This is a genomic window from Vibrio sp. SCSIO 43140 (assembly GCF_023716585.1).
GTDB lineage: Bacteria > Pseudomonadota > Gammaproteobacteria > Enterobacterales > Vibrionaceae > Vibrio > Vibrio maritimus_B.
Genome location: NZ_CP071850.1, coordinates 3340151 through 3366463 on the forward strand (window position 1 = coordinate 3340151; position 26313 = coordinate 3366463).

Annotated in this window: 19 protein-coding genes; 6 read left to right on the top strand and 13 right to left on the bottom strand. The window is 47.4% G+C overall.

Annotated features, from left to right (window positions below; all coding sequences use genetic code 11):
• Positions 1-178 precede the first annotated feature (178 nt).
• The 3 genes from cgtA to rplU all read right to left on the bottom strand — a co-directional run bounded on the left by cgtA (position 179) and on the right by rplU (position 2194).
• Positions 179-1348: an Obg family GTPase CgtA gene (gene cgtA / locus J4N45_RS15995; RefSeq protein WP_252012467.1), complete on the bottom strand. Its 1170-nt coding sequence runs from the start codon at positions 1346-1348 to the stop codon at positions 179-181.
• Between the two features lie 256 nt (positions 1349-1604).
• Positions 1605-1862: a 50S ribosomal protein L27 gene (gene rpmA, locus J4N45_RS16000; RefSeq protein WP_004409945.1), complete on the bottom strand. Its 258-nt coding sequence runs from the start codon at positions 1860-1862 to the stop codon at positions 1605-1607.
• A 20-nt stretch (positions 1863-1882) separates the two neighbouring features.
• Complete coding sequence (gene rplU / locus J4N45_RS16005) at positions 1883-2194, bottom strand: 50S ribosomal protein L21 (RefSeq protein ID WP_006074830.1); 312 nt, start codon at positions 2192-2194, stop codon at positions 1883-1885.
• A 272-nt stretch (positions 2195-2466) separates the two neighbouring features.
• On the opposite strand from rplU, the gene ispB reads away from it, so the two are divergent.
• Positions 2467-3438, top strand: a complete 972-nt coding sequence (ispB, locus tag J4N45_RS16010; RefSeq protein ID WP_252012468.1) for an octaprenyl diphosphate synthase — start codon at positions 2467-2469, stop codon at positions 3436-3438.
• Between the two features lie 57 nt (positions 3439-3495).
• Here ispB and J4N45_RS16015 read toward each other — a convergent pair whose 3' ends face one another.
• Positions 3496-3687: a hypothetical protein gene (locus J4N45_RS16015; protein ID WP_252012469.1), complete on the bottom strand. Its 192-nt coding sequence runs from the start codon at positions 3685-3687 to the stop codon at positions 3496-3498.
• 126 nt (positions 3688-3813) lie between these two features.
• Positions 3814-4749 (bottom strand): malate dehydrogenase, encoded by a 936-nt coding sequence (gene mdh, locus J4N45_RS16020; protein ID WP_042473438.1) that lies wholly within the window; start codon positions 4747-4749, stop codon positions 3814-3816.
• Between the two features lie 338 nt (positions 4750-5087).
• Here mdh and argR point away from each other — a divergent pair, with 338 nt between their 5' ends.
• From argR to J4N45_RS16040, 4 genes are all read left to right on the top strand, one after another.
• Positions 5088-5558: a transcriptional regulator ArgR gene (argR, locus tag J4N45_RS16025; RefSeq protein WP_042473435.1), complete on the top strand. Its 471-nt coding sequence runs from the start codon at positions 5088-5090 to the stop codon at positions 5556-5558.
• Between the two features lie 334 nt (positions 5559-5892).
• On the top strand, positions 5893-6861 hold the full coding sequence (locus tag J4N45_RS16030; protein ID WP_042473432.1) for a TAXI family TRAP transporter solute-binding subunit: 969 nt from the start codon (positions 5893-5895) through the stop codon (positions 6859-6861).
• Positions 6862-7112: 251 nt separating this feature from the next.
• Entirely contained in the window at positions 7113-9692 is a 2580-nt protein-coding gene (locus J4N45_RS16035; protein ID WP_252012471.1) for a TRAP transporter permease, read from the top strand.
• A 121-nt stretch (positions 9693-9813) separates the two neighbouring features.
• Positions 9814-10254: a universal stress protein gene (locus J4N45_RS16040; protein ID WP_042473429.1), complete on the top strand. Its 441-nt coding sequence runs from the start codon at positions 9814-9816 to the stop codon at positions 10252-10254.
• Positions 10255-10324: 70 nt separating this feature from the next.
• Here J4N45_RS16040 and J4N45_RS16045 read toward each other — a convergent pair whose 3' ends face one another.
• The 4 genes from J4N45_RS16045 to rapA form a co-directional block, all read right to left on the bottom strand.
• Positions 10325-11662 carry an IS4 family transposase gene (locus J4N45_RS16045; RefSeq protein WP_252012245.1) on the bottom strand — a complete coding sequence of 446 codons (1338 nt, stop codon included), beginning with the start codon at positions 11660-11662 and terminating at the stop codon, positions 10325-10327.
• Positions 11663-11793: 131 nt separating this feature from the next.
• The gene (locus tag J4N45_RS16050) at positions 11794-12756 is read right to left on the bottom strand and encodes a D-2-hydroxyacid dehydrogenase (RefSeq protein WP_252012473.1); all 963 of its coding nucleotides are present in this window, start codon (positions 12754-12756) and stop codon (positions 11794-11796) included.
• Positions 12757-12791: 35 nt separating this feature from the next.
• Positions 12792-13529, bottom strand: a complete 738-nt coding sequence (gene rluA / locus J4N45_RS16055; RefSeq protein ID WP_252012476.1) for a bifunctional tRNA pseudouridine(32) synthase/23S rRNA pseudouridine(746) synthase RluA — start codon at positions 13527-13529, stop codon at positions 12792-12794.
• A gap of 102 nt (positions 13530-13631) precedes the next feature.
• A complete protein-coding gene (rapA, locus tag J4N45_RS16060) occupies positions 13632-16541 on the bottom strand; it encodes an RNA polymerase-associated protein RapA (protein WP_252012477.1) in 2910 nt (969 codons plus the stop codon).
• A gap of 565 nt (positions 16542-17106) precedes the next feature.
• On the opposite strand from rapA, the gene J4N45_RS16065 reads away from it, so the two are divergent.
• Positions 17107-18483 carry a PhoH family protein gene (locus J4N45_RS16065; protein ID WP_042473421.1) on the top strand — a complete coding sequence of 459 codons (1377 nt, stop codon included), beginning with the start codon at positions 17107-17109 and terminating at the stop codon, positions 18481-18483.
• 154 nt (positions 18484-18637) lie between these two features.
• Here J4N45_RS16065 and tldD read toward each other — a convergent pair whose 3' ends face one another.
• Genes tldD through rng form a run of 4 tightly spaced genes read right to left on the bottom strand, consistent with a single transcriptional unit; the run spans position 18638 to position 26306 of the window.
• Entirely contained in the window at positions 18638-20077 is a 1440-nt protein-coding gene (tldD, locus tag J4N45_RS16070; RefSeq protein WP_252012480.1) for a metalloprotease TldD, read from the bottom strand.
• Positions 20078-20103: 26 nt separating this feature from the next.
• Positions 20104-20928, bottom strand: a complete 825-nt coding sequence (locus J4N45_RS16075) for a carbon-nitrogen hydrolase family protein (RefSeq protein ID WP_252012482.1) — start codon at positions 20926-20928, stop codon at positions 20104-20106.
• Between the two features lie 7 nt (positions 20929-20935).
• Positions 20936-24826, bottom strand: coding sequence for a YhdP family protein (locus J4N45_RS16080; protein WP_252012483.1), 3891 nt, complete (start codon positions 24824-24826; stop codon positions 20936-20938).
• A gap of 10 nt (positions 24827-24836) precedes the next feature.
• Complete coding sequence (gene rng, locus J4N45_RS16085) at positions 24837-26306, bottom strand: ribonuclease G (protein WP_252012485.1); 1470 nt, start codon at positions 26304-26306, stop codon at positions 24837-24839.
• Positions 26307-26313 lie beyond the last annotated feature (7 nt).

A 26313-nucleotide genomic window follows, 5' to 3' on the forward strand; every position in this document is an offset into this window, starting at 1 on the left:
AGCGATAATTCTTACCGCACTGCCTGGTATCTTGCAGTGCTTAGTACCCTTAAGGTTCTGTATCACAACAATGCAAACGTTTAAGCGGGTTAGTTTGCCTCAGATTACGTATCAGAGAAATGATTTAGGCACAAAAAAACCGCAATAACAATTGCGGTTTTTCAAAATCAATGGCGATTTAGTCGCGAACGTAGACAACGTGACCGTCATCTTCTTCGTCGTCCCAATCATCCCAGTCATCGTCTTCAGTGATAACGTCTTTACCTGACATAGCGTCTTTATGGTAGTCATCCCACATGAAGTCGACTTTCTCTTCTTCAGAGATCTCTTCTTCAGCACGCGGTAAGGTCTCCATAAAGTCTGCTAGCTTGTAGCAAAGCTCTTTGGTGCCGTTTTTGTTAACCGCAGAGATCTTAAAGTATTCATCTTCCCAGCCCAGCGCATCAAGGATCTCTTGAATCACTTCATTCGCTTCGTCTTCTGGCATCAGATCAACTTTGTTGAACACCAACCAACGCGGCTTATCCGCCAGTTTTTCACTGTACTGCTCAAGCTCATCGATGATGGTCAATGCGTTTTCGATTGGGTTAGATTGATCGATAGGCATAATATCGATCATATGAAGCAGCACGCGACAGCGCTCTAGGTGCTTCAAGAAACGAATACCAAGGCCAGCACCATCCGCAGCACCTTCAATTAGCCCCGGAATATCAGCGACTACAAAGCTCTTCTCAGGGACCACACTCACAACACCAAGACTTGGGATCAGAGTGGTAAATGGGTAATCAGCTACCTTAGGTTTTGCTGCAGATACCGCGCGAATGAAGGTTGATTTACCTGCGTTTGGCAAACCAAGCATACCCACATCTGCAAGCAGAAGTAGCTCAAGGCGCAGTTCACGCATCTCACCTTTGGTACCTAGCGTCTTTTGACGAGGTGCACGGTTAACCGATGATTTAAAACGTGTGTTACCAAGACCGTGCCAACCGCCTTTGGCAACCATGACCTTTTTGCCATGCTCAGCCACTTCTGCCACGATTTCATTGGTGTGAATGTCAACCGCGCGAGTACCAACTGGCACCTTCATGACTTTGTCTTTGCCACGCTTACCAGTACAGTTACCACCACGGCCATTTTCACCACGCTCCGCTTCATAGAAACGCTGGAAACGGTAGTCGATTAGTGTATTTAGGTTTTCATCTGCCTCGATATAGATATCGCCGCCGTCGCCGCCGTCGCCGCCATCAGGGCCACCTTTCGCTACAAATTTCTCACGCCAAAAGCTAACAACACCGTTACCGCCGTCGCCCGCTTGGACTTTTACTACCGCTTCATCAACGAACTTCATCTCTTACTCCGACTACTTCTTCGCTTACCCACCAAAAGGCTCAAGCGTCATCACGACGCGCCTTATGGCTTCATTCGATTATCACTACATTTTAGCAGATGACAGAGACGACTCCCCACCAAGCTAGACCTTATCTAAACCTAGAGATTCGTCTCTATCGACTGCCTTCATTTCAATACAAATAAAAAACCCCGCCGACTCGGCAGGGCTTTTGAATTCAGCTTGAAAGCATTGGGTAATTTAGCTAAACGCTTAATTACTCAGCTTCGATGCTAACGAATTTACGGTTCTTAGGACCTTTAACTTCGAATTTCACTTTACCTTCAGTAAGAGCGAAAAGAGTATGGTCTTTACCGATACCAACGTTAGTACCAGCGTGGAACTTAGTACCACGTTGACGTACGATGATGTTACCTGCAAGAACAGACTCACCACCGAAACGCTTAACACCTAGACGTTTGCTTTCTGAATCGCGGCCGTTACGAGTAGAACCACCAGCTTTTTTGTGTGCCATTGTTAAACTCTCCTAATCGATTAAGCGTTGATGCCAGTGATTTTCACTTCCGTGAACCACTGACGGTGACCTTGTTGCTTACGAGAGTGCTTACGACGACGGAACTTAACGATTTTAACTTTATCGCCACGACCGTGTTGTACTACTTCAGCAACAACCTTGCCGCCCTCTACTAGAGGAGCGCCAACTTGAATGTCTTCACCGTTAGCAACAAGTAGAACTTTATCAAATTCAACAGTTGCACCAGTTTCAACGTCTAATTTCTCTAAACGAAGAGTTTGACCTTCGCTTACACGGTGTTGTTTACCACCAGATTGGAAAACAGCGTACATATTTTACTCCGCTTTTTCCGCACAGCCTTTTGATTGTTATTTCAACAAATAGGGTGTGCGCTAAACTAATCATCAATAGGGCGCAGATTCTACGCGAATGATTACCCTATGACAAGCCATATTTTGAAAAAATTGGCGAAACACTAATCGCCAATGAAAAGTGCGGCAATAATGCCCTTTCACCATGTATTAATCAACGTTTTTTAGTGTATTATTCACAGATTATAACTAATGACTAAGCCTTACTGGCTCTAAGCTCAACCGGGTATGTAATGGATTTTAAAGCTATCCAAGCACTGACTGCCGACGATATGGCAAAAGTGAATGAAACAATACAAGCACAATTAAACTCAGAAGTTAGTCTAATCAATCAACTTGGTTTTTATATCGTGAACAGTGGTGGAAAGCGCATAAGACCACTACTTGCTCTCTTGTCGGCCAAAGCGCTCGGCTACCAAGGAAACGCTCATACGACTGCTGCAGCCTTTATTGAGTTTATCCACACGGCAACCCTACTGCACGATGACGTCGTTGATGAGTCTGACATGCGCCGTGGTAAAGCGACCGCAAACGCAGCATTTGGCAATGCAGCGAGCGTTCTGGTCGGAGATTACATCTATACTCGTTCTTTCCAAATGATGACTGGTCTTGGCTCTTTGCGCATTTTAGAGCTCATGAGTGACGCCGTTAACGTAATCGCAGAAGGTGAAGTTCAGCAGTTAATGAACTGTAATGATCCAGATACCACTGAAGATAGTTACATGCAGGTCATCTACTCTAAGACTGCCCGCCTGTTTGAAGCGGCAACTCAAGTAGGTGCCATTCTCAATGTTGCCGAGCCAGAAGTAGAAACCGCACTGCAAAACTACGGCAAGTTTTTGGGCACCGCGTTTCAGCTCATCGACGACGTGATGGATTACACCTCATCAGGTGAGGACATGGGCAAAAACGTCGGTGATGATTTGGCAGAAGGTAAGCCAACACTTCCGCTTATCCACGCGATGCAACATGGTGAAGCCCATGAGGCTGAAATGATTCGTGAAGCGATTGAGAAAGGCAATGGTCTCGACAAGATAGAAGCCATTATGTCGACGATGAAGCGTGTCGGCTCGCTTAAATACACTGAAGACATCGCATTTAGAGAAGCGGACAAAGCCGTAGAGGCGATTTCTATCCTTCCGGAGAGTGACTATAAAGAAGCGCTAGTTGCTCTTGCTTACATGGCTGTTAAACGTACCGCATAAAAAAGAGGTAGCGGCTCGAGTTGCTACCCCTTTTTACAGTTACCGGTTGGATGCGACTCAATAGTACTGTTCGCATCCGTTGTGCAATTGCTGGTCTTCCTCAATTTCCTCAGCACCGAGCGCCCACTGAGTGTCGCTGCCTAGCGGCTCTACAAGCACTGAGTTTGACACTTCGTCAATCACCAACACTTTTCCGACTCCATGTTGGGACTCAACCCACATGCCCTTTCGAACGTTTTTAATTTCCATTTTGTCCCCTCCCCTAACGCCATTGCTTACGCGCTTATATAGGGTATAGATCAAAAAACCCAGCTTATGAAAGCTGGGTTTGTCTTTTAATCACGTTCTAACGACGCTTAATACGTCTAGGCGAAATTATTTAGCGAACTCGACACCGATTTCGATATCTTTGTTTAGCGTCTCTAGCATGCCATCAAGCGCTGCTTTCTCGTAGTCGCTTAACTCACCATAGCTAAGAATCGCTTCTGCGCCGTCTTTACCCAGTTTCACAGGCTGAGCGAAGAATGGGGCATGTTCACCGTCACCTTCAACGTAAGCACATTCAATAACGCTCTCTTCGCCTTGTAGCCCCTTAACAAGAGCAAGACCAAAGCGGCAAGCTGCTTGACCCATAGATAGCGTTGCAGAGCCGCCACCCGCTTTAGCTTCAACGACTTCTGTACCAGCATTTTGAATACGTTTAGTCAGAGCTTCAACTTCTTCAGCAGTGAACTCAACACCTTCAACTTGAGATAGCAGTGGAAGAATTGTCACACCTGAGTGACCACCGATCACTGGTACACGAATGTCACCTGGATCTTTTGCTTTTAGGTCAGCAACGAAAGTTTCTGAACGGATAACATCAAGCGTAGTGACACCGAATAGCTTGCGCTTGTCATAAACGCCCGCTTTTTTCAGAACTTCGGCTGCAATTGGCACAGTCGTGTTTACTGGGTTAGTGATAATACCGATACACGCTGTTGGACAAACTACCGCGATTCTTTCTGCTAATGATTTTACGATACCCGCGTTAACATTGAATAGATCTGAACGATCCATGCCAGGCTTACGAGCAACGCCAGCAGAGATAAGCACAACATCTGCACCTTCTAGTGCCGGTGTTGGGTCTTCACCTGCATATCCCTTAATAGAGACAGGTGTCGGGATGTGACTTAGGTCAGCAGCAACACCAGGAGTCACAGGGGCAATATCATATAGGGCTAAATCAGAACCGGCAGGAAGACGGTTTTTAAGTAGTAGAGCTAGGGCTTGACCGATGCCACCCGCGGCACCAATAACAGCTACTTTCATGGTAGTTCTCCTTGAGATTGGTATCTCTTATTAATAGTCTTGTAGGGTAATTTTTCATCAGTTAGTAAAAAGCTATAGTAATCACTAATCGATTACAATCAATTAACCTCAGCTTTGCGAGCTCGCGCAACTCGCCAAATACGTGCCACTAAACTAGCACGTAAAGTCCGCTGATAAAACCCACTTTTCCCCTTGGTAATTATGAGGTTATAGCACCTACAACAAGTATGGTTTAAAGTGATATCGTTGGCAGAAACCATGGATAAGTTGGTTAAGATACGGGTTCTGTGCCACAATACGGCGATCACTGCGAGTAGAACGAAGAATAAGAGGCGTATATGCGCAATAATGACAAACAAGACAATCTGGTTCGCGCCTTTAAAGCGCTATTAAAAGAAGAACGATTTGGTTCTCAAGGTGAGATTGTCGATGCATTAAAACACGAAGGGTTTGAAAATATTAACCAATCCAAAGTGTCACGTATGTTGACTAAGTTTGGCGCAGTGAGAACCCGCAACGCCAAAATGGAGATGGTTTACTGCTTACCAGCAGAACTTGGCGTCCCAACTGTTTCGAGCTCACTTCGAGAGTTGGTTCTTGACATTGACCATAATAATGCGCTTGTTGTCATTCACACGGGACCAGGCGCTGCACAGCTTATTGCTCGACTGTTGGACTCCCTAGGTAAGGCAGAGGGCATCCTTGGGGTCGTAGCTGGTGATGACACTATCTTCATCACTCCAACGTTAACCGTTTCGACCAAGCAGCTGTTTGATTCAGTGTGCGACCTATTTGAATACGCTGGTTAAGTTTTAAACATTAACATTTAGAACAATCTATCACGGAACCTCAGTGTTCCGTGATTTGAATCACATCTTGAAAAATCAAAGAATTGACCAAAAATAAACCTTAATTGTTTGTTTTTGTTGATTTATATTCCAAAATATATACATCCCCTTTCATCTCTAGCACAGACAATTCCCCTATTTCTATTAACAATCCAGTAATTTTCTTCCAAATTATTTGGTATGATTGCGCCACTTTTTCAACATATGGATTGAAAAAGATGCCGTTTCCACATAGGAAACCTCTGAAGACAACTATAGTTATTCAGGGCTAATAATGAATAAGGAAGGGAAATTCATGGCATTTAAGAAACTTGTTAAAATCGGTGCTATTGCCGCTGCAGTGATGGGCGCGGGCGCTGTTAATGCTCAAGAGTTCATCACAATTGGTACTGGTTCTGTTACGGGTGTTTATTACCCAACAGGTGGCGCAATCTGTAAACTTGTGAATAAAGGCCGTAAGGAACACAACATTCGTTGTTCAGTAGAGTCCACTGGTGGTTCTATCTACAATGTCAACACTATCCGTGCTGGTGAGTTAGATTTCGGTATCGTTCAATCTGACTGGCAATATCACGGCTACAACGGCACAAGCAAATTTGAAGAGCAAGGCCCTTACAAAAAGCTTCGTGCAATGTTCTCTCTACACACCGAACCGTTCAACATCATCGCTCGTGCTGATGCAGGTATTGAAAACGTAACAGACCTTAAAGGTAAGCGCGTCAATATCGGTAACCCAGGCTCTGGTGACCGCGCAACTATGGGCGTGGTTATGGATGCAATGGGTTGGACCAACGACGACTTCAAACTGGCTTCTGAGCTAAAAGGTTCTGAGCGTTCTCAAGCACTTTGTGACAACAAAATTGACGCATTTGTGTATGTTGTTGGTCATCCAAACGGATCAATCAAAGAAGCAACAACGTCTTGTGACGCGAAGCTAATCTCAGCGACTGGTGAGAAAATCGATGGTATCGTATCAGCAAACCCATACTACGCTTACAGCACAGTACCTGCTGGCATGTACCGTGGTACAGAGGGTGACGTAAACAGCTTCGGTGTAGCGGCAACTATGGTAACCACGTCAGACGTTTCTGACGAAACAGCTTACAACGTTGCTAAGGCTGTGTTTGAAAACTTCGACACATTCAAACGCCTACACCCAGCATTTGCAAACCTGAAGAAAGAAGACATGGTGAAAGCTGGTCTTTCTATCCCTCTTCACCCAGGTGCTGAGAAGTACTACAAAGAAGTTGGCCTTCTAAAATAAGACCACTTCGCAGGGGAAGCACCGCTTCCCCTGCCTCTTTCTATCATGAGTAACACTCAGAACAACAAACACTAGTACACCCAACTGGTGTGGCTATTTGGGCTCTCTTTCCAAGCCCGTCATTTAGAGCCCTAAAAAAACACAACGAAAACTACACGTTTGCATCCATTGACTACAATGTTAAATGCGAAATACGGTTCTGTGCCTTTGTTCTAAAGTCACAGACCTAAAAATAATAAAGGACAACGTACATGACGCAGACAACACAACCGTCGCAAGATGTGCAAGACATGGTCGCACAAGCCGACACTGGAGCAAGAAGCCCGAAAGGGATACCCGCCAAGATCCTTTGGTTTGTTCCGCTTTGTTGGTCGCTATTTCAACTTTGGTACGCATCACCACTACCATTTGTGTTCAATTTTGGCGTACTGAACGACACTGAAGCGCGTTCTATCCACCTGACATTTGCTATCTTTTTAGCGTTTACTGCTTACCCAGCAATGAAGAATTCTCCTCGTGACCGAATTCCTGCCATTGACTGGATTTTAGCGCTTGCGGGCAGTTTTTCTGCCGCTTATATCTATCTATTCTATACCCAACTCGCTGGTCGCTCTGGCGCACCAACGACAATGGATATTGTCGCTGCCGTAACGGGTATGATTCTTTTACTAGAAGCAACACGCCGTGCACTCGGTCCACCGCTGATGGTGGTTGCTGCGGTATTCTTGTTGTATACCTTTGGCGGCCCATACATGCCGGACGTCATCGCGCATAAAGGTGCGAGCCTAAATAAAGCGATGTCACACCTATGGCTAACCACTGAAGGTGTGTTTGGTGTGGCTCTTGGCGTATCGACCTCGTTTGTATTCCTGTTCGTACTATTCGGCGCCATGCTTGAACGTGCTGGTGCGGGTGCTTACTTCATTAAAGTAGCGTTCTCACTACTTGGTCACATGCGTGGCGGCCCAGCAAAAGCGGCAGTTGTCGCATCAGGCCTGTCTGGTCTTGTTTCTGGTTCTTCCATCGCTAACGTAGTAACGACCGGTACATTTACAATCCCGCTGATGAAACGAGTCGGCTTCCCTGGCACCAAGGCTGGTGCGGTAGAGGTCGCAGCATCAACTAACGGTCAGCTCACTCCACCAATCATGGGTGCCGCGGCCTTCTTGATGGTTGAGTACGTGGGTATCTCTTATGTTGAGGTTATCAAAGCGGCCTTGCTGCCTGCGCTTATCTCATACATTGCGCTTATTTACATCGTGCACCTTGAAGCCTGTAAAGCGGGCATGACGGGACTTCCGCGTCGCCATAATCCAACGCTAGTACAAAGTCTGCTGTCGTTTACAGGAACCATCTTAGGGCTTTGCGTTATTAGTGCTGTGGTTTACTACGGTATCGGCTGGACTAAAGATGTATTTGGCGATGCCGCCACCCCAATCGTTGGTGTAGCTCTACTACTTTCATACATAGGCTTATTGCGGGTTTCTGCTAAATACGCCAATGAAGGCGGTATCGAGATCGATGCTGAACTAAACGAAGTCCCTGACCCAGGTCCAACCATCAAGTCAGGTCTGCACTTCCTACTTCCTATTGTAGTACTTGTTTGGTGTTTGACTGTTGAGCGCTTCTCTCCAGGTCTATCTGCATTCTGGGCAACGGTGTTTATGATCTTCATCCTAATCACTCAACGTCCACTCATTGCCTTGATGGCAAAAACCAGTAACGTCACTGAGGAGCTCAAAGCGGGGTTTGTGGACCTAGCCGAAAGTCTTGTTTCCGGCGCTCGAAACATGATTGGTATCGGTGTAGCTACTGCTGCGGCGGGCACGGTTGTGGGTGTGGTTACCCTAACAGGTATCGGTCTTGTAATGACCGACTTTGTTGAGTTCATCTCAGGTGGAAACATCATCTTGATGCTGCTATTTACCGCCGTTATCTCGCTTATCTTAGGTATGGGTCTGCCGACGACAGCGAACTACATCGTGGTATCAACCTTGATGGCGCCTGTTATTGTGACACTTGGCGCGGCGCACGGTCTGATTATCCCATTAATTGCCGTTCACCTGTTCGTATTCTATTTCGGTATTCTGGCTGATGATACGCCACCGGTAGGTCTTGCAGCCTTCGCTGCGGCAGCCATTGCTAAGTCAGACCCTATCCGTACCGGTATCCAAGGCTTCACCTACGATATTCGTACCGCGATTCTGCCGTTTATGTTTATCTTTAACACTCAGCTGTTGATGATGGGCATCGACTCATGGTGGCACTTAGCTCTCACCGTTATCTCTGCGGTCATCGCGATGTTGATCTTCTCTGCAGCGACGCAAGGGTGGTGGTTTACTAAGAACAAGTGGTGGGAAACCGTGTTACTACTTGCTCTGACCTTCACCTTCTTCCGACCAGGTTTCTGGTGGGATATGGTCTATCCAGCGAAAGTTCTTTCACCTGGGGTTGAGATAGCTCAAGTTACTGAAAACTTAAATGTTGGACAATCCCTCGAGTTGAGAGTCGCTGGCGAAACCCTTGAAGGCAAATACGTTGAGAAGACAGTTCGCCTACCATTTGAGGATGATGCTGTCGGCGCAGACGACCGTATTGCTTCTATGGGTCTAATGCTTAACGAGACCGACGGCAAGATGATTGTCGATATGGTGGAGTTTGGTAGCCCTGCTGAAGCATCTGGTTTGGACTTCGACTGGGAAATCAAATCTATCGTGCAGGAAGCAGATAGACCAATGAAAGAGTGGGTCTTTGTACCTGCCCTACTTTTGCTTCTCGTTATGGCGATGAATCAAAAGCGCCGCGCTCGTCGTGAGAATTTGAGCGCCTAAGGTAATTTTGGCTCCAAGTATTTAAGCTTGGGGCCCTCTACCTTAAAACGGAACGGATAATACTAGCCAAGCTTATGCTTTACCCTATGCTAGTAGGGTAGGAACCAAAAAGAGAAATAACATGTACAAGCAAATCCTTGTTCCTGTCGATCTGAATGACAAAGGCTTTTCTGACAAAGCCGTCGAAATTGCGGTTTGGCACGCCAAACACTCAAACGCAGAAGTCCATCTACTGAATGTGCTGCCTGGCATTCACATGTCTATGGTCGCGACCTACTTTCCTAAGGACGCTGCTGCGCAAATGAAGAATGATGTTAAGGCGCAGCTTAAAGCGTTCGCCGAACAACACATCTCTGACGACGTGGTGTATAAGGTGCATGTCGCGGAAGGCAAGCCGTACGCGACCATCCTAGACTATGCTGAGCGTCTTGGCGCTGATCTTATTGTCATGCCAAGCCATAAACGTTCGAAGATCGATAAAGTGGTCTTGGGTTCAGTGGCAAGTAAGGTAGTGCAGAACTCCCCAATCAATGTACTGGTTGTGAAACCACAAGCCAATTAGACATCGGGGCTACCTCTGCGTGCTTCGAATTAGCTCTGTTAGACAAGTCCCACCCTACGTGCAACGTAGTTCACTTAAGAGGAGCTGCGTTGCGATTAACAGGGTATCGGGTTTTTGATATTTTTACCGCCCTAGGCCGATTTGGCTTAGGGCGTTTGTCTATGAAGAGGATAGACAAATCACCTCGAAGGCTCTTTAGGCGTTTCGGCGTGTTACCTAAAGATACCGCTTTACTCATCACTTTGAGCTGGCTGGCTATAAATTGGCAAGCATACTTAAAACTTATTTCATTAGGTAAGCGTCCGTGTTCAACGGCGGCTTGACTAGCTTCTCGTCTCACCAAGTTATAACCGAGTAGCAGTCCCCATAACTCTTGATAGACAAGCTCGACTGTTTTGCTTCTCAACACTAAAGCGTTATGTTGCATCGAACTCTTGATGTCACGATAACCTAATTCGATCTCCCACCTTTCATGATAAAGCTCTGCCACGGATTGAGCATCGTACTTATCTCTAGGAAGAGAGGTAAACACCGTCTTGGATTTACCTTGGACCTCGTAAGTGACCGCCCTGACAGTCCATTTCTCAGGAAGATTAGGGTTTTTCTTACGAGCCTGCGGTGAGGTCTTCATTTCCACAAGCATGTCACTGCTTTCTTTATCGTCTAATAGGGTATATTTGACTCCTTTCTTTGCAGGGAGAAGCCAGTGTCTATTTATTCCACTGCTTTGGAGAGAAAGGAGTAAATCTGCTCCATAGAAACCTTTGTCCAGTAATGTCACAGAGTTGTCTGGTAAAGCGTTGATAAAGGGCATCGCTAGAGGGATTTCACCTCGGCGATAAGGGCTTATCGCAGCATCAACGATGACATGAGAGCGAACGTTCATCATGGTCACAACCCTCAATACTGGATGAGGGGTTTGTCTATTGCTAGACGTATTACCAGAGCCAAAATGTTCTCTTAGTTCGGGTGTGTCAGCTGTTCTAAAAAGAGCACCATCTACAGCAAAAACCTGTAGGCCCTGCCAAGTATCATCAGGGTATCGCTCAAGCCCCCACGTTCTCCCACATTGCCTAAATAGCCATTCAGGTGCTGCTTTACCCAAGCGTTGCCTTGCTTGGGTTAAAGCACTCTTTGCCAACAGTTCTTCATCAGCCAAACCGTCTGCACAGACGTTCATTCTCCGTGCGACTTCGGCAATGGGTTCATTACGGAAAAAAGCCATACCAACAATTAACCACAAAACCATATCACTCGGTAATCGGCGTCGACGGATTGTCGCTTTATCAGACAGAGAGGCTGCTTTAGCGACCCACTCATCAGGAATGTGTTCAGAGAATGTAGTGAGTTGAGCTACATCGACAGGGTTTTCTTCGAGGAAGTCGGCAAAGAAGTTTTGAATAGACATAAAAAATCGGAAACCTATAAACAGGTTTCCGATTGTCTCTCATCAGAAGGATCGGTCAATCGATTCTTATCTGATCTACATTGCACCCTACGTGGGACTTTTTACTTTCAGAGCACTAGCTTTGGAATGTCCTAAACGACTCGATTCTGCTCAATCCCTTGGCTGGTCGCCTCTAGGTTACTGACCAATATCTCACACAGCCTAGTAATCGATGAGTCACTCCCCCATGCGACATGAGGCGTTAGAATTAAGTTTGGCAAGTGTTGATTCGCGACCAATGGGTTATCCATCGGTGCCGGCTCTTTTGTAAATACATCGACACCAGCGCCAGCAATTTCGCCACGTTCCAATGCACTGACCAATGCGCTCTCATCAACCAAGCCACCTCGACCCGTGTTGATGAGCAAAGCCGTTGATTTCATCTTACTGAGTGCATTCGCATCAATAAGGTTACGGGTTTCATCCGTTAACGGACACAGCAGAGCTATCGCATCACTCGTCTCAAGGCAGTCCTCAAATGAAACGTACCCTGCTCTGCACTCGCTTACGCCCCGACGCTCAGCAAACTGCACCTTAACACCAATAGCGCGTGCTAACGCGGCGGTAGCTTGACCTAGTGTTCCACTGCCAATGATGCCGAGGGTCGATCCCGCCATATCTTGAATAGGGTGTGTAAAGAAGCAAAACTTGTTCTGACGCAGCCATTCCCCATCAGCAATATCTTTGTGATAAGCAAACAAGTTTCGTTTAAGGGCAAATAGCAGCCCGATGATGTGCTCCGGGACCGACTGGGTCGCGTAACCTTGAATATTAGTGACTCGGATCTGATGTTTGCGGCAGTAGTCTAAATCAACATTATTGACTCCCGTCGCAGCAACGGCGATGTGCTCCAGTCGAGATGCTGTGTTTAGCGCTTCTTCTCCAAGGTACACCTTATTGCTAATCACAATATCGGCATCGGAGATCCGTTGCGCGACCTCGTGCGGCGCTGTCTCGGGGTAATTGACCCATTGGTGGTCAAAAGCAGGTTGGGGAATAAGAATATGTGCAGGAATCGTGTCTCGGTCTAAAAACACAATCTTTTTGGCGGCCATGATTTCTCCTTTGATATTCACGGCCGACAAACAATTTATGGCCGAGGCAGGCTCTTATAATCGGGTAAATGTGGCGCGGGGTCAAAGTGCTCAATCACAAGTTGTTCAGTCTGCTCGTAGAAATCACAAGGAACAAAAATCGATTGTAACTGCTCTGATTGCGGATGATAGAAACACAGCTCTGAAGCGTGCAGCTCAAGTCGCTGCGAATAATTCATCGCGTCTTCATGAGCGTAAAATTCATCGCCAACAATAGGGTGTCCTAATTCAAGCAAATGCACTCGCAGCTGATGTGAGCGGCCCGTGATAGGAAACAATCGAACAACACTGGTTTTCTCTTCTTGCTGAACGACCTGATAGTAAGTCTGCGAGGGTTTGCCATGCTCGTAACATACCTTTTGACGCGGACGGTTTGGCCAATCACAGATCAAGGGCAAATCGATCAGCCCTTCGCGCTCGGAAGGCGTCCCCCACACTCGCGCGTAGTAGATCTTATGAGTCAGACGGTATTGGAACTGCTTCTTGAGTGAACGCTCGGCTTCCTTCGTCTTTGCTAAAAGCATAAGTCCAGAGGTCGACATGTCTAATCTATGTACCACCTGAATCTCCGGATAGTCGACCACCAATCGACTCCACATACTGTCGTAATGCTCAGCAGCCTTCCCCGGCACGGACAAAAGCCCTGATGGCTTGTTAACCGCAAGGATGGCCTCATCCTCATAGACGATATCAATCCAAGGGTCAGTTGGCGGAGTGTAACTTAGCATAGCCATATAAAGGTCTCGCGCTGTATAGCTGGGTAAAAAAGTAGGAAAACAAAAGGCGCAACTTTCGCTGCGCCATTCTATCAGTTAAATAATGTGTCAGCGAAACGCTTAATTATGACTGACCACAATCAGGCGAAGTGAATCCAGCTGAACCTGAGCCTTGTTGATGTACTCATCTAACTCAGAGATTTGAGATTCAATGGCATCAATCTCTTCATCACGAATATTTGGGTTAACCGCCTTAAGGGCTTGTAGACGCTCAAGCTCACCATTTAGGCTTGCATACATGGCTTTATGAGCCTCTTCACGCACCACGGTTAGCTTCTCTTCCACAGCACCATTGCCCGCTTCAATCAAACGATGTACATCCGCTTGAACCGAGGTAACGAGCTTACTTGCTAGATGGCGGTTTACTGGGCTTAGCTGGCGATTAAAACCTTCAAATTCGACTTGTGCTGAGAGGTCATTACCACGCCCGTCCATCATCATGCGAATTGGTGTTGGTGGCAGGAAGCGACTAATACCGCTCTTCTTTGGTGCCTGAGCATCGACAACGTAAACCAACTCAAGCAAGATGGTTCCTACTGGCAGTGCTTTGTTCTTTAAAAGCGATACCGCACAGGTACCAACGCCTTCGCTCATCACCAAGTCGATACCACCTTGAATCATTGGGTGTTCCCAGCTGATAAAGTTCATATCCTCGCGAGATAGCGCGGTATCACGGTCAAAGGTGATGGTTGCCCCTTCATATGGGAGACCTGGATAACTTGGCACCATCATATGCTCAGATGGCGTCACAACGAGGGCATTCTCACCTTTGTCGTCTTGGTTAAGGCCTATGGTGTCAAATAAGCTAAGGGCAAACGTCACTAGGTTAGTGTCGCCATCCGTTGCCGAGATCTTCTCAACAATTTCTTGTGCGGCCTCACCACCGTTAGAATGCATTTCGAGCAGGCGGTCACGACCTTGCTCCAACTCATGCTTGAGTTCTTGGTTGTACTGTCGTGAGCCCTCAATGACATCATCGAGCTCACTCGTATCACCGCTTGCCAACATGTTAATGATGCTTTCTTCATAGCGGTCATATACCATACGACCCGTCGGACACGTTTCTGCGAACGCATTGAGACCTTCATTAAACCAACGTGCAAGAATGCCCTGAGAGGTGCCTTCAAGATAAGGAACATGCACATCAATATCACGCTTTTGACCAATACGGTCCAAGCGACCAATGCGCTGCTCCAGTAGATCTGGGTTAAATGGGAGATCGAACATTACCAACTGGTTAGCAAACTGGAAGTTACGACCTTCAGAGCCGATTTCACTACAGATCAGCACCTGAGCACCGCCCTCTTCTTGCGCAAAGTAAGCCGCGGCTTTATCACGTTCAAGAATAGACATGCCTTCGTGGAACACAGTGGCACGAATACCTTCACGCTCACGTAGAGCCTGTTCGAGTTGCAAGGCAGTACTGGCGCGTGAAGCAATCACCAACACCTTTTCACTGCGCTTCGCGGTAATCTTTTCAATCAACCAATTCACACGAGAATCGAATTGCCACCAGCTTGAATCTTCCCCTTCAAATTCTTGGAAGATCTCCTCTGGATAGAGCATTTTCATCGCGCGCGCTTCAGGCGTCATCTTGCCACCGATCATGCCAGAGACACGCATTGATGTAGTGTACTGCTGAGGGATCGGCATCGGAATCAGATTCACGTTACGGGTAGGGAATCCTTTAATTGCCGCTCGTGTGTTTCTGAACAAAACACGCCCCGTACCGTGGCGATCCATCAGGTTATCGATAAGCTCTTGGCGCGCCGTCGCTTTCTCTTCATCACTTGCGTTGCTCTCAAGCACATTGAACAGTGGCTCAACGTCTTGCTCTGAAAGCAGTTCAGTGATCTGGTTTTTCGCATCATCAGCCAAGGCTTGACCAGAGAACAAAGCCGTTACTGCATCTGCGACGGGTGCGTACTGGTCTTCTTCTTTAACAAAAGCTTCGTAATCAAAGAATCGGTCAGCATCGAGAAGACGCAAACGGGCAAAGTGACTTTCGCGACCAAGCTGCTCTGGCGTTGCAGTCAGTAGAAGGACACCTGGTGTCTTTTCCGCTAGCGCTTCGACAACTTGATATTGTCGGCTTGGCTGCTCTTGACTCCATTCTAGGTGGTGCGCTTCATCGACAACCAATAGGTCCCATTCCCCTTCTAGAGCTTGCTCGAAACGCTTGCGGCTCTTACGCAGGAAATCCAGTGAACACAATACAAGTTGCTGAGTATCAAATGGATTATCTGACTCGGCGTAGGCTTCGATACAGCGCTCTTCATCAAAGATAGAGAAGTGCAGGTTAAAGCGGCGCATCATCTCAACTAACCATTGATGCTGAAGCGTCTCTGGCACCACAATCAAAATGCGCTGAGCACGTCCTGAGAGTACCTGCTGGTGAATGATCATACCCGCTTCAATGGTCTTACCCAGACCCACTTCATCCGCTAGCAATACGCGAGGCGCAAAGCGGCGACCAACTTCGTGTGCGATGAATAACTGATGCGGAATCAGACCAGCACGCATACCACACAGTCCACGCATTGGACTCTTGTGCTGTTCATATTGATTACTTAGAGCACGATAACGCAGCACAAAGTTATCCATACGGTCAATCTGACCAGCAAACAACTTGTCCTGAGGCTTGTTAAAACGAATTTGATGGCTTAAGAAAATCTCACGCAGCGCAACATTGGTATCTTCAGTATCCTGACGTGTACCGATATAAGTAAACACACCCTGGTCTTCAATGACCTCCTCAACCTCTAGCGACCAACCCTCTTGGCACTCTATGACATCACCGACATTAAACGTAACTCGGGTAACAGGCGCATCATTACGTGCGTAAACGCGATTCTCTTCTGATGCTGCAAACATAAGTGATACTGTTCTCGCATCCAATGCGACGACCGTACCTAAACCTAAATCACTTTCCGTATCGCTAATCCAGCGCTGCCCTAAAGCAAATGTCATAGAGAGACTACCTCAATTCGTATCGATTTCTTTTTTATTTCGGCGGTAACTCAGCTTGCAATTGCCTACAAACTGCGCTCAAAACTCCGCCCAAATAATAGTAGGTGATCGCGCAAATTTTGCTCGCGCCATCCCTTGGATGAAAGGTCGCTAATCTTACTCGAAGGCGTGATACAGGTCACGCCAATTACAAGGAAAACCTGAGTTTTTTTTGAATTGTCGTGGTTGACATCAAACTGCAAAAAAAGAGTGTCATTTCTGAGAACCTAAGTGAGATTTTTCACTTATACTCAAATTGTGAACCTAAGCGATATGCCACTACTCGCCAAGCCCTGATAGTTGCATCTCTCGCATGGTTTACAGGGAATCAGGTTCAATCGACTTTGTCAGATTGAACGCATCACGGTTGACTCACTAGGATAGGAAATCAGAGCCAGCGTAGATCCCCAGCATCGTTTAAGAGCGATTAGCGCAGTAAACGAATGCAACACGGAAGGACAGTCTGACTCGATCCCCATCCGAGTTAACCGCAAAGGACCAGCGCCAGTTGCGGCAAGGAGACTCTATGGGCGATACCGACCGTAAAATTTTCGTTCTCGACACCAATATTCTTCTCCACGAACCTCACGCCATTTTTTCATTCAAAGAACACGACGTTGTCATTCCGATGACGGTACTCGAAGAGCTCGATCGCATAAAAGACAGTAAGCGAGACGTAGCGCGAGATGCTCGAGTCGCCATACGAGCACTTGAAGATATTTTCAAAGACGCCACCCCAGATGAAATTTCTGAGGGCATTCCTTTTTCGAGTAATTTAGATGCAACTGGAACCATCTCTATCTTGGCAGACTATGTCTTGCAAGAAACGGTCAAAGCATTTGCCGACAAAGAGGGTGATAACCGCATTCTTAATGCCGTATTGTACCTACAGAACAAGCGCTCCCCACGTGAAGTCGTGTTGGTGACCAAAGACATCAACATGCGCTTACGTGCCAAAGGGGCAGGCGTGCGTTTTGTCGAAGACTACCGAACCGACCAATTGATCGACGATGTTCAATACCTCACCAAAGGTTTCCAAAAATCAGAAGGGGCTTTTTGGGAGAACATCGATGAAGTGGAAACGAAAACCTTAGCGAGCAAGACGTATCACACCTTCGACCGAGAGGCTATCGACCCAACCTTTATTAACCAATACCTAATTGATGAATCGAGTGATTTTGCAGGCCGTGTTGCCGATATTGATGGCGAAAAAGTCACGATTCGCGACTTGAGCCAAGAACGGATGCTGTGTCGCCAAGCCTGGGATATTCGACCTAAAAACATCTATCAAGGTATGGCGATGGATGCCCTGCTCGACCCCGACATCGATCTCGTTATCCTAACTGGTGCAGCCGGTAGTGGTAAAACGCTACTTGCCATGGCGGCAGCGTTGGAAATGACGATTGAACGAGGCATGTTCGATAAGATCATCGTCACCCGAAACACGCCAGACATAGGCGAGTCCATCGGCTTCTTACCGGGCACAGAAGAAGAAAAGATGATGCCTTGGCTAGCTGCGATCACCGATACCTTAGAGGCGCTGCATAAGAATGACCATTGTACAGAAGGGTCTCTGAAGTACATTTGTGATAAAGCTAATATTCAGTTCAAATCGATTAACTTTATGCGGGGTCGTTCGATTCAAAACGCGTTTGTACTGCTTGATGAATGTCAAAACCTAACGGCGTCGCAGATCAAGACCATTATCACGCGCTGTGGTGAAGGCACTAAGATTGTTTGCTCTGGTAACTTAGCGCAGATCGACTCGCCATACTTAACCCCAGTCACCTCAGGGCTGACTTATATGGTAGAACGCTTTAAAAACTTTGGCGGCAGTGCCAACATCCACCTTAACGGTGTAGTGCGCAGTCGCTTGGCAGAGTTTGCTGAGGAGAATTTGTGAATCTTTCGCGGAATGACAATACCTCGCCATAAAAATACTCGTCATCCCCTTGAAAAAGGGGATCTCTTTCAGCGTATAACGCGCTGTGGGAGATCCTCGCTTTCGCGAGGATGACGGGCTATCGAATGACAGTTTTGTGGTAGAACGAGGGAAGTTAGTCCGTGCCACCCACGGTTAGTGCATCCAACTTCAAGCTTGGCTGACCAACACCAACAGGCACACTCTGACCGGCTTTACCACAAACGCCAACGCCACGGTCAATGCTCAGGTCATTACCAACCATGGAAACCTGCTGCATGGCTTCAATACCCGAGCCAATCAAGGTAGCGCCTTTTACTGGGGCCGTGATCTTACCATCTTCAATAAGATAAGCTTCTGAAGCCGAGAATACGAACTTGCCAGACGTAATATCGACCTGGCCACCGCCAAAGTTAGGTGCATAAAGACCTTTTTTAACCGTTGAGATAATCTCTTCTGGCGAGTGCTCACCTGGCAACATATAGGTATTGGTCATGCGCGGCATTGGCAAGTGTGCGTATGACTCACGACGTGCGTTACCTGTTGGGTTCACACCCATTAAGCGAGCGTTAAGCTTGTCTTGCATGTAGCCTTTTAGTACGCCGTTCTCAATAAGCGTATTGTACTGACCATGGACACCTTCATCATCGACATTGAGTGAGCCGCGAAGATCTTGCAGTGTGCCGTCATCAACAATAGTGCAAAGATTAGAAGTCACTTGCTCGCCAAGCTTACCAGAGAATACCGAGGACTCTTTACGGTTGAAATCGCCTTCCAAGCCATGGCCCACCGCCTCATGAAGCAGCACACCCGGCCAGCCCGAGCCCAGTACAACCGGCATCGTGCCAGCAGGAGCATCAATCGCTTCTAGATTAACCAAGGCCTGACGAATCGCCTCGTCTGCATAGTTATAGGCAACCTGCTGGCCTTCTTCCGTAGATAGGAAGAAATCATAGCCATATCGACCGCCACCACCAGCGCTACCGCGCTCACGTCGCTCACCCTTTTGCGCTAATACGCTAATAGATAAACGAACAAGCGGGCGAACGTCACCAGCAAACGTGCCATCTGTTGCAGCGACTAGCATCTGCTCGTAGACGCCACTGAGGCTCACAGACACTTCTTTTACCAACGGCTCTTTGGTTCGGATATAGGCATCGAGCTGTTTCAACAGTTCTGTCTTCTGTTGTTTCTCCCAGCTCTCTAGCGGGTTTACCGCAGCATAGTAAGCCTGATTATCGCTACGCGTTAGCGCTTTCACTTGCGCGCTTTGGCCTTGCTGCGCGATACCACGAGCGGCTATCGCGCTCTGTTTCAGGCCTTCAAGTGTAATTTGGTCGGAATAAGCAAATCCCGTTTTCTCTCCCGTTACAGCTCGAACACCCACACCTCGGTCGATGTTGAACGAACCATCTTTAATGATGCTGTCTTCTAGCACGAGTGATTCATGCCAGCTGGATTGAAAGTAGATATCCGCATAGTCTATTTGGCGGGTCGCAATACTTGCCAGTGTCGCTTCAATGTCTTGCTCAGAAAGACCAGTTGGGCCCAATAGCGCGTCTTCTATGCGTTCCATATTTGATTACTCTTTTGTAAGTATAATTAGTGTAGATGCTGTTCGAAGCGGATATGTTTTGCGACAGGCATACTCTGTCTCACCTCTTCAACCACATCAAAATTCAGTTCAGCGGTAATGGTGCCGGCTTGCTGTTCAAGTTGCCCTTGAATCTCCCCCCATGGAGATATCACCATAGAACGCCCCCAGGTTTCTCTTCCACAAGGGTGCGTACCACATTGATTGGCGGCAATGATCCAGCACTGGTTTTCTATCGCTCTTGCACGTAACAGCACTTCCCAGTGCGCTTTGCCCGTCACCGCTGTAAAGGCGGCGGGCACGACGATGACGTTTGCACCTTGTGCTCTCAACGCACAGTATAGGTGAGGAAAACGCAAATCATAACAAATAGATAGACCTATCGCGCCGAAATCGGTGGGTACCATGGCAATGTTACCTCCCGCCTTAAACGTCTCGGATTCCCGATATTTTCTATGACCGTCGTCGACGTCAACATCAAACATATGCAGCTTGTCATAGTGATTCATTCGCTGACCGTTCACATCAAAAACTAACGTTGTGGTAGAGACTTCCTTATCAGACACCCGAATAGGGAAACTGCCGATGATCAGATTCACTTTGTATTGCTTAGCAAGCTCAGCCAATTTTGTTTGATACGTCCCTTGACCTAAATACTCTGCGTGCTGGTGATAGTCTTCTCTTTGCCCAAACACCAGAGCATTTTCAGGCGTTAATATCCAACGCATCCCTTTATCGGCCAAAAAAGCGACTTTCTCCTTAATGTGTTGAAAGTTGCTCTCAGGATCGGGCCCTGAGGTCATTTGAATGATTCCAAAGCGTTCCTTGCTCATCGAATTCCTATTTCTCCTGCTTTAGATCCTCTGGCAGCTTGTATTCCCCTTTACTTCGGGAGATCTCGCTAACCGTTGGCGAATCTAGTGGTCCTTTGACCGAATAATTAACCTGGGTAACAACCTCAACAACCGGAGAGATAACCGTCGTTACTGCCAAAACGACCAACGCGGTTTGGGGTGTCACAGCAAAGGCGGTGATAATTGGAATACCCGAGGTCATATCCGGTGTGAAGCTCACTTCTGCATCCACAGTTTGTGTCGGCAACTCAGCTAAGCCTTTGATCTTCATTTCACCCGCGACCGCATCCATCATGATGTCGTTCGTCACAAACACACCATCGCGAATCTTACCGGAACCTGTGATGGAGTTGAACGCCATCCCTTTATCAAACACATCGGTAAAATCGAGCTGCATCTTGCGTATGATCGAGTCTAAACTGAACAGGCCTAATAATCGAGCAGCGCCACTGACATCTGAGATAACCCCCTTGCCGAGTTTGGTGTCCATCTCTCCGTTCACGGTATTAAGGCGCATTGACCAAGGCGCACCTTCCCAATCTAACTTAGCGTCCATCTCAAATGGTGCACGCTGAATACCAGAGGTGATGCCAAATCGCTCCATTAGGTCGCTGTTGTTCTCACCCTTGACCTTAAAGTTCACCTTAGTCTTATTCTGGTCACCGGACACCAGCCAACTGCCGTCGATATTAACCTGGTTGGTTCCGCTAGATAGGTTAAGCTTGTTCCAAACAAGCTTGTTACCTGAGCGTTCCACATCCATATCCACTTTGCCCACTTTATAGCCTTGGAACCAAAAGTTATCGATCGTTAGTTGTGTATCAGGCAATACGTCAAATAGTGAGCGCTCAAAGTCAGTCACTAATGGTGCTTGTGGGTTATCTTGCGTGATGATCGATTCATCTTCTTCAGCAAGCACATCGAGCTCTGGCACATAGATGTGTAGACGATTAAGCGCTAAGTGCAGCTCGTTATTGTCGCTATAACTCGCTTCCCCTTTCGCCTCTTGGCTATCTAAAGAGAACTGCCAGCCCCCTTTCTTGTATCTAGCATCGAAGTCCACATCGTGCCATTCGATACCTCCTAAAGTCAGCTCCTTCGCCTCAACGGTTGCTCTTCTTGGCAACGGAAGTTCTGGCTTAGGTAAATCATCCAGTACAGCTTTTTTATCGCTCGGCGGCTCTTTGAACACTTCACTCCATTGGTCGAGGTTCAATTTATCCGAGCGCACCTGCACGTAGTGACCGACAATCGGGCTAATCTTGAAGCCGCCCTCACCGAGTACTAAGTTCGTCGCTTCTAAAACAGGGACGTCTTTGGTGATATCAATTTCCGTCTGATACTTAACCGAAGGCAACTGCAGTCGAGCAGAGATGCTTTCTTGATTTCCCGATGCCTGAAGTCGTGCCTTGCCTTTTTCACCGAATGCCTTGCTGAGCGGATAAGGATACTGGCTGGCAATGGTCGTTAGGTTGGCATCGAGATCCAATTGATAAGTAAAACCAACGTCATTGAGCTGAATATCGACATCCAAATGCCAAGGTGAGTGCCCTGCTAATCGGCTGACAACTTTGTCACCGATATACGGCTCTAAAGGTGCTGTTTTCCAATCGCCCACGGCATCAATGTTCACCGCATAGCCCTTGCCCGCATTCTGGCCTTGGAAATCAAGGTTGATTGGCTGATCCAGTAAGTTGGCCGACAATCCTGTTGCTTTGACCACATCATTATCGAACTCAACTCGACCAGACACTTGCTCTAACGTCATAGGTGGCGCATCGATTTCAACATGGTTATTACTCAGCTCAGCAAAACCCCACGCTCGTGATGGCGTGCTATCGCCTGAAAACGGAATATAAAGCTGGAAATCGGCATTGACGTCACCACTCACCTGCACGGCCGTCAGCGCCGCACCGACTGAGTCGACTAATGGCGACGCAGTCATGTAATCGCGTACCGCACTGCCTTTGCCTTTCGCTTTCGCTTCAATCTCTAGGTGGCCATCTCCGCTCAGCACAGGAATACGACCTGTGATGCGTTGCCCCTTAACGTTCATTAGTGTTGCAGCACGAGAATCAAGGTGCATGCTCTCATTTTGGAACAATAGGTCGAGCTGCAAGTCTGTAAGCGGCGGCCAATTGGTATCAAAACTAAACTTCGCATCTCTCAAGCCGACAAAGGCTTGGAACATACCGTTGTTTTCTCGATACGGGAAATCAGACAATCTGCCGTACCAAAGCAGTTTTGATGTTTTTACGCGACCCGCTTGAATGGCTGCAGACAAGTAATCTGTCAGACTTTGTCCCATCGCCAGCGTTGGGAGATAACGCCATACTTCACCGGCATTGTACAAGTCTGCTTCAGCGTAAAAGGATAGGAATGGGCTGTCGTCTTTTGGAAAATCGAGCCTAAATGCACCAAGTACTTGAAGGTCAGGCGTTGCGGCCGTCACTTTATCTGACCAGAGTGACCAACCTTGCTCACCATGGTTCTCCCAATGGATATCAACAAGACCTTGTTTGATATTCAAGGGCGCTTGGAACACATCACCGTATGGGAATCTGTCATCAATCACTGATACGCGAGCATAAGCTCGCTCAGTATTACCGCGAACCTGACCAGAGACCTGCGAAAAGCCAGGCAACAGAGCCCATTGTGACATGGATACTTGCTGCAACTTGGCTGAGTACTTCAGTGACCCCTCACCTTCAAGTTGGGAGACACGTATGTCCTCAATACGACCACCAGGGTTCAGCTTAGTTAGCCAGTCATTTAGAGCTGCATTGTTGCTCAATGTGGTTAATGGCTTAAGTGCATTAACGTCCAATTGAGAGACATTCACCTGCCACTGATTATCACGATTCCAATCCACCGCGACATCGAGCTCTGGCCAAGCAATATCATCGGTTCGAGCGTTGACTTGGTGAACGTTCAGTTGCCAACCAGATTCAGATGGCAAAAGGTGCAGTACCGCCGACTCGACAATGAGATCATGCTGTGTGTTAGCTTTTGACCAAGAAAGTTCTGAAGGCAATACTTCAAGATACGCTTCTTTTGCTTTGCTCCCCTCAAGCTTTAACCAAGCTCGTGAACTGACTGACCCCGTTTCGATGCCAGTTTGCTCTCTTTGTTCTTGTGATAGCCATGGTGTCAATGACATCTGTTCAACGGAGACATAAAAATCGCCACTGACGCTTGTTAAAGAACCATTGTCGACAAAGTCAGCACGCACCTCGAGCGCATTGAGGTTCACATCGGCAATCGATACCACCCCCTGCGCAAGGTGACGACGCTGCTCATTGCGCCATTGAAGATTTTCGATTTCAAGTTGACGCGCTTCGCCCGAGATCGAGGTGTAATGAATACTCGAGTTAGCGACGGTGAAGCGGTCCAATTGACGTAGCAACAAGTTGTCGAGTCGCTGAATTAACTGCTCGCCACTTTTGGCTGGCGTTTTATCTTGCTCCGAATTCGTACTCTCCGTTGCTTTTAGCAAATCCACCGAACGAACATCGAGCACCATGTCATTGATGACCATGTCGGCAAGTACGGGTTGCTGCTGCAATAGAGTTTGTATGAGGTCGAACTCTAGTTCTAGGTTCGCCACCTTGAACTCAGTTTCAGGGCTATCAGGCAGGCCAACGGAGACCCCTTGAAGTGAGATGGAGGGGTGGGTATTTCGCCAAAAACCGCGAACATCTTTAAGCGAGACGTTAAGTCCGGTCCCCTGATTGATCCAAGTGACAATCTCAGGCTGGATTTTATTGAGTTGTGGCAAGCCCACACGCAGCACTGTGACCGTGGAGGCAAGCAGCACCAACACGGTCAGTAAAAGCCAAAGAAATAGGCGTACGATTTGATTAACGCGAGGACTCACAAACTTCTCATCACATCATAACAACGTCAAATTGTTCTTGAATATACAAAGGCTCTGCTTGAATACGCACTTGCTTACCAATAAAGACTTCAAGTTCAGCTAACGCATGTGACTCATCACCCTCAAGCGCATCCGCCACAGCTGGCGCGGCATAAACCACAAAGTTGTCAGCATCGTAAGCACGGTTGACGCGCGTGATTTCTCTTAGGATCTCATAACAGACTGTCTCGACCGTCTTCACTGAACCACGCCCTTCACATGTTGGACAACCGCTACATAGGACATGTTCAATACTTTCTCGTGTGCGCTTACGAGTCATCTCGACTAAACCAAGCTGAGTAAAGCCATTGATGTTGGTTTTTACTCGGTCTTTGGCTAGCGCAGCTTCCAATGACGTCAAAACACGCTGACGGTGCTCATCAAGCCCCATATCAATGAAATCGATAATAATGATGCCACCAAGGTTGCGAAGTCGCAGCTGACGAGCAATAGCTTGCGTCGCTTCCACGTTGGTATTGAAGATGGTCTCTTCTAGATTGCGTCTGCCTACAAACGCACCCGTGTTGATATCCACTGTGGTCATGGCTTCGGTCTGATCGATGATCAGGTAGCCACCAGATTTAAGATCGACTTTACGTTCCAGTGAGCGCTGAATCTCATTCTCAGTGTCAAACATATCGAAGATAGGCTTATCACCTTCGTACAGCTCGAGCAAAGATTCCAACTCAGGTACGAACTCACTAGTGAATTCTTTTAGGCTCTCGTAGATAAGGCGAGAATCGACTTGAATACGGGTGATCTCTGTGCCGACAAAATCACGCAAGATACGATGAGCTAAGCCTAATTCACCGTATAACGTAGAGCGTGTCTTGTATTTAGTGCGGCGCTCGTTAATTTTGAGCCAAAGTCGCTTTAGAAAAGCAGCATCTTGGGCAAGCTCTTTTTCATTCGCACCCTCTGCCGCAGTTCGGATGATAAAGCCACCATTTTCATCGCAATACTCAGCGACAACCTGCTTTAGACGCAAGCGCTCTTCTTCACTCTCAATGCGCTGAGACACGCCAACATGACTGGCTCCCGGCATAAAGACGAGATAACGAGATGGTAAGGTAATGTCGGTAGTGAGACGCGCGCCTTTGGTGCCTAGCGGGTCTTTAACGACTTGCACAACAATATCCTGACCTTGGCGAACCAGCTCAGAAATATCGCGAACTTGGAATTGTTTTTTCTCGTTCTCGGCAACACACTCAGTGTGGGGAACGATATCAGAGGCATGCAAGAAAGCCGCTTTCTCTAGACCAATGTCGACGAACGCCGCCTGCATACCCGGTAGAACGCGACTTACCTTACCCTTGTAGATGTTACCAACGATGCCACGCTTTGCTTCACGCTCAATATGGACTTCTTGTAAAATTCCACTTTCAATCATCGCAACTCTTGTTTCACTAGGAGTTACGTTTATCAACAGCTCTGCACTCATGAGCGCA

What these genes read in the sequence shown, in the direction of transcription:
- cgtA (WP_252012467.1), bottom strand. Translation starts at nt 1,348, where the DNA reads ATGAAGTTCGTTGATGAAGCGGTAGTAAAAGTCCAAGCGGGCGACGGC.
- rpmA (WP_004409945.1), bottom strand. Translation starts at nt 1,862, where the DNA reads ATGGCACACAAAAAAGCTGGTGGTTCTACTCGTAACGGCCGCGATTCA.
- rplU (WP_006074830.1), bottom strand. Translation starts at nt 2,194, where the DNA reads ATGTACGCTGTTTTCCAATCTGGTGGTAAACAACACCGTGTAAGCGAA.
- ispB (WP_252012468.1), top strand. Translation starts at nt 2,467, where the DNA reads ATGGATTTTAAAGCTATCCAAGCACTGACTGCCGACGATATGGCAAAA.
- J4N45_RS16015 (WP_252012469.1), bottom strand. Translation starts at nt 3,687, where the DNA reads ATGGAAATTAAAAACGTTCGAAAGGGCATGTGGGTTGAGTCCCAACAT.
- mdh (WP_042473438.1), bottom strand. Translation starts at nt 4,749, where the DNA reads ATGAAAGTAGCTGTTATTGGTGCCGCGGGTGGCATCGGTCAAGCCCTA.
- argR (WP_042473435.1), top strand. Translation starts at nt 5,088, where the DNA reads ATGCGCAATAATGACAAACAAGACAATCTGGTTCGCGCCTTTAAAGCG.
- J4N45_RS16030 (WP_042473432.1), top strand. Translation starts at nt 5,893, where the DNA reads ATGGCATTTAAGAAACTTGTTAAAATCGGTGCTATTGCCGCTGCAGTG.
- J4N45_RS16035 (WP_252012471.1), top strand. Translation starts at nt 7,113, where the DNA reads ATGACGCAGACAACACAACCGTCGCAAGATGTGCAAGACATGGTCGCA.
- J4N45_RS16040 (WP_042473429.1), top strand. Translation starts at nt 9,814, where the DNA reads ATGTACAAGCAAATCCTTGTTCCTGTCGATCTGAATGACAAAGGCTTT.
- J4N45_RS16045 (WP_252012245.1), bottom strand. Translation starts at nt 11,662, where the DNA reads ATGTCTATTCAAAACTTCTTTGCCGACTTCCTCGAAGAAAACCCTGTC.
- J4N45_RS16050 (WP_252012473.1), bottom strand. Translation starts at nt 12,756, where the DNA reads ATGGCCGCCAAAAAGATTGTGTTTTTAGACCGAGACACGATTCCTGCA.
- rluA (WP_252012476.1), bottom strand. Translation starts at nt 13,529, where the DNA reads ATGGCTATGCTAAGTTACACTCCGCCAACTGACCCTTGGATTGATATC.
- rapA (WP_252012477.1), bottom strand. Translation starts at nt 16,541, where the DNA reads ATGACATTTGCTTTAGGGCAGCGCTGGATTAGCGATACGGAAAGTGAT.
- J4N45_RS16065 (WP_042473421.1), top strand. Translation starts at nt 17,107, where the DNA reads ATGGGCGATACCGACCGTAAAATTTTCGTTCTCGACACCAATATTCTT.
- tldD (WP_252012480.1), bottom strand. Translation starts at nt 20,077, where the DNA reads ATGGAACGCATAGAAGACGCGCTATTGGGCCCAACTGGTCTTTCTGAG.
- J4N45_RS16075 (WP_252012482.1), bottom strand. Translation starts at nt 20,928, where the DNA reads ATGAGCAAGGAACGCTTTGGAATCATTCAAATGACCTCAGGGCCCGAT.
- rng (WP_252012485.1), bottom strand. Translation starts at nt 26,306, where the DNA reads ATGAGTGCAGAGCTGTTGATAAACGTAACTCCTAGTGAAACAAGAGTT.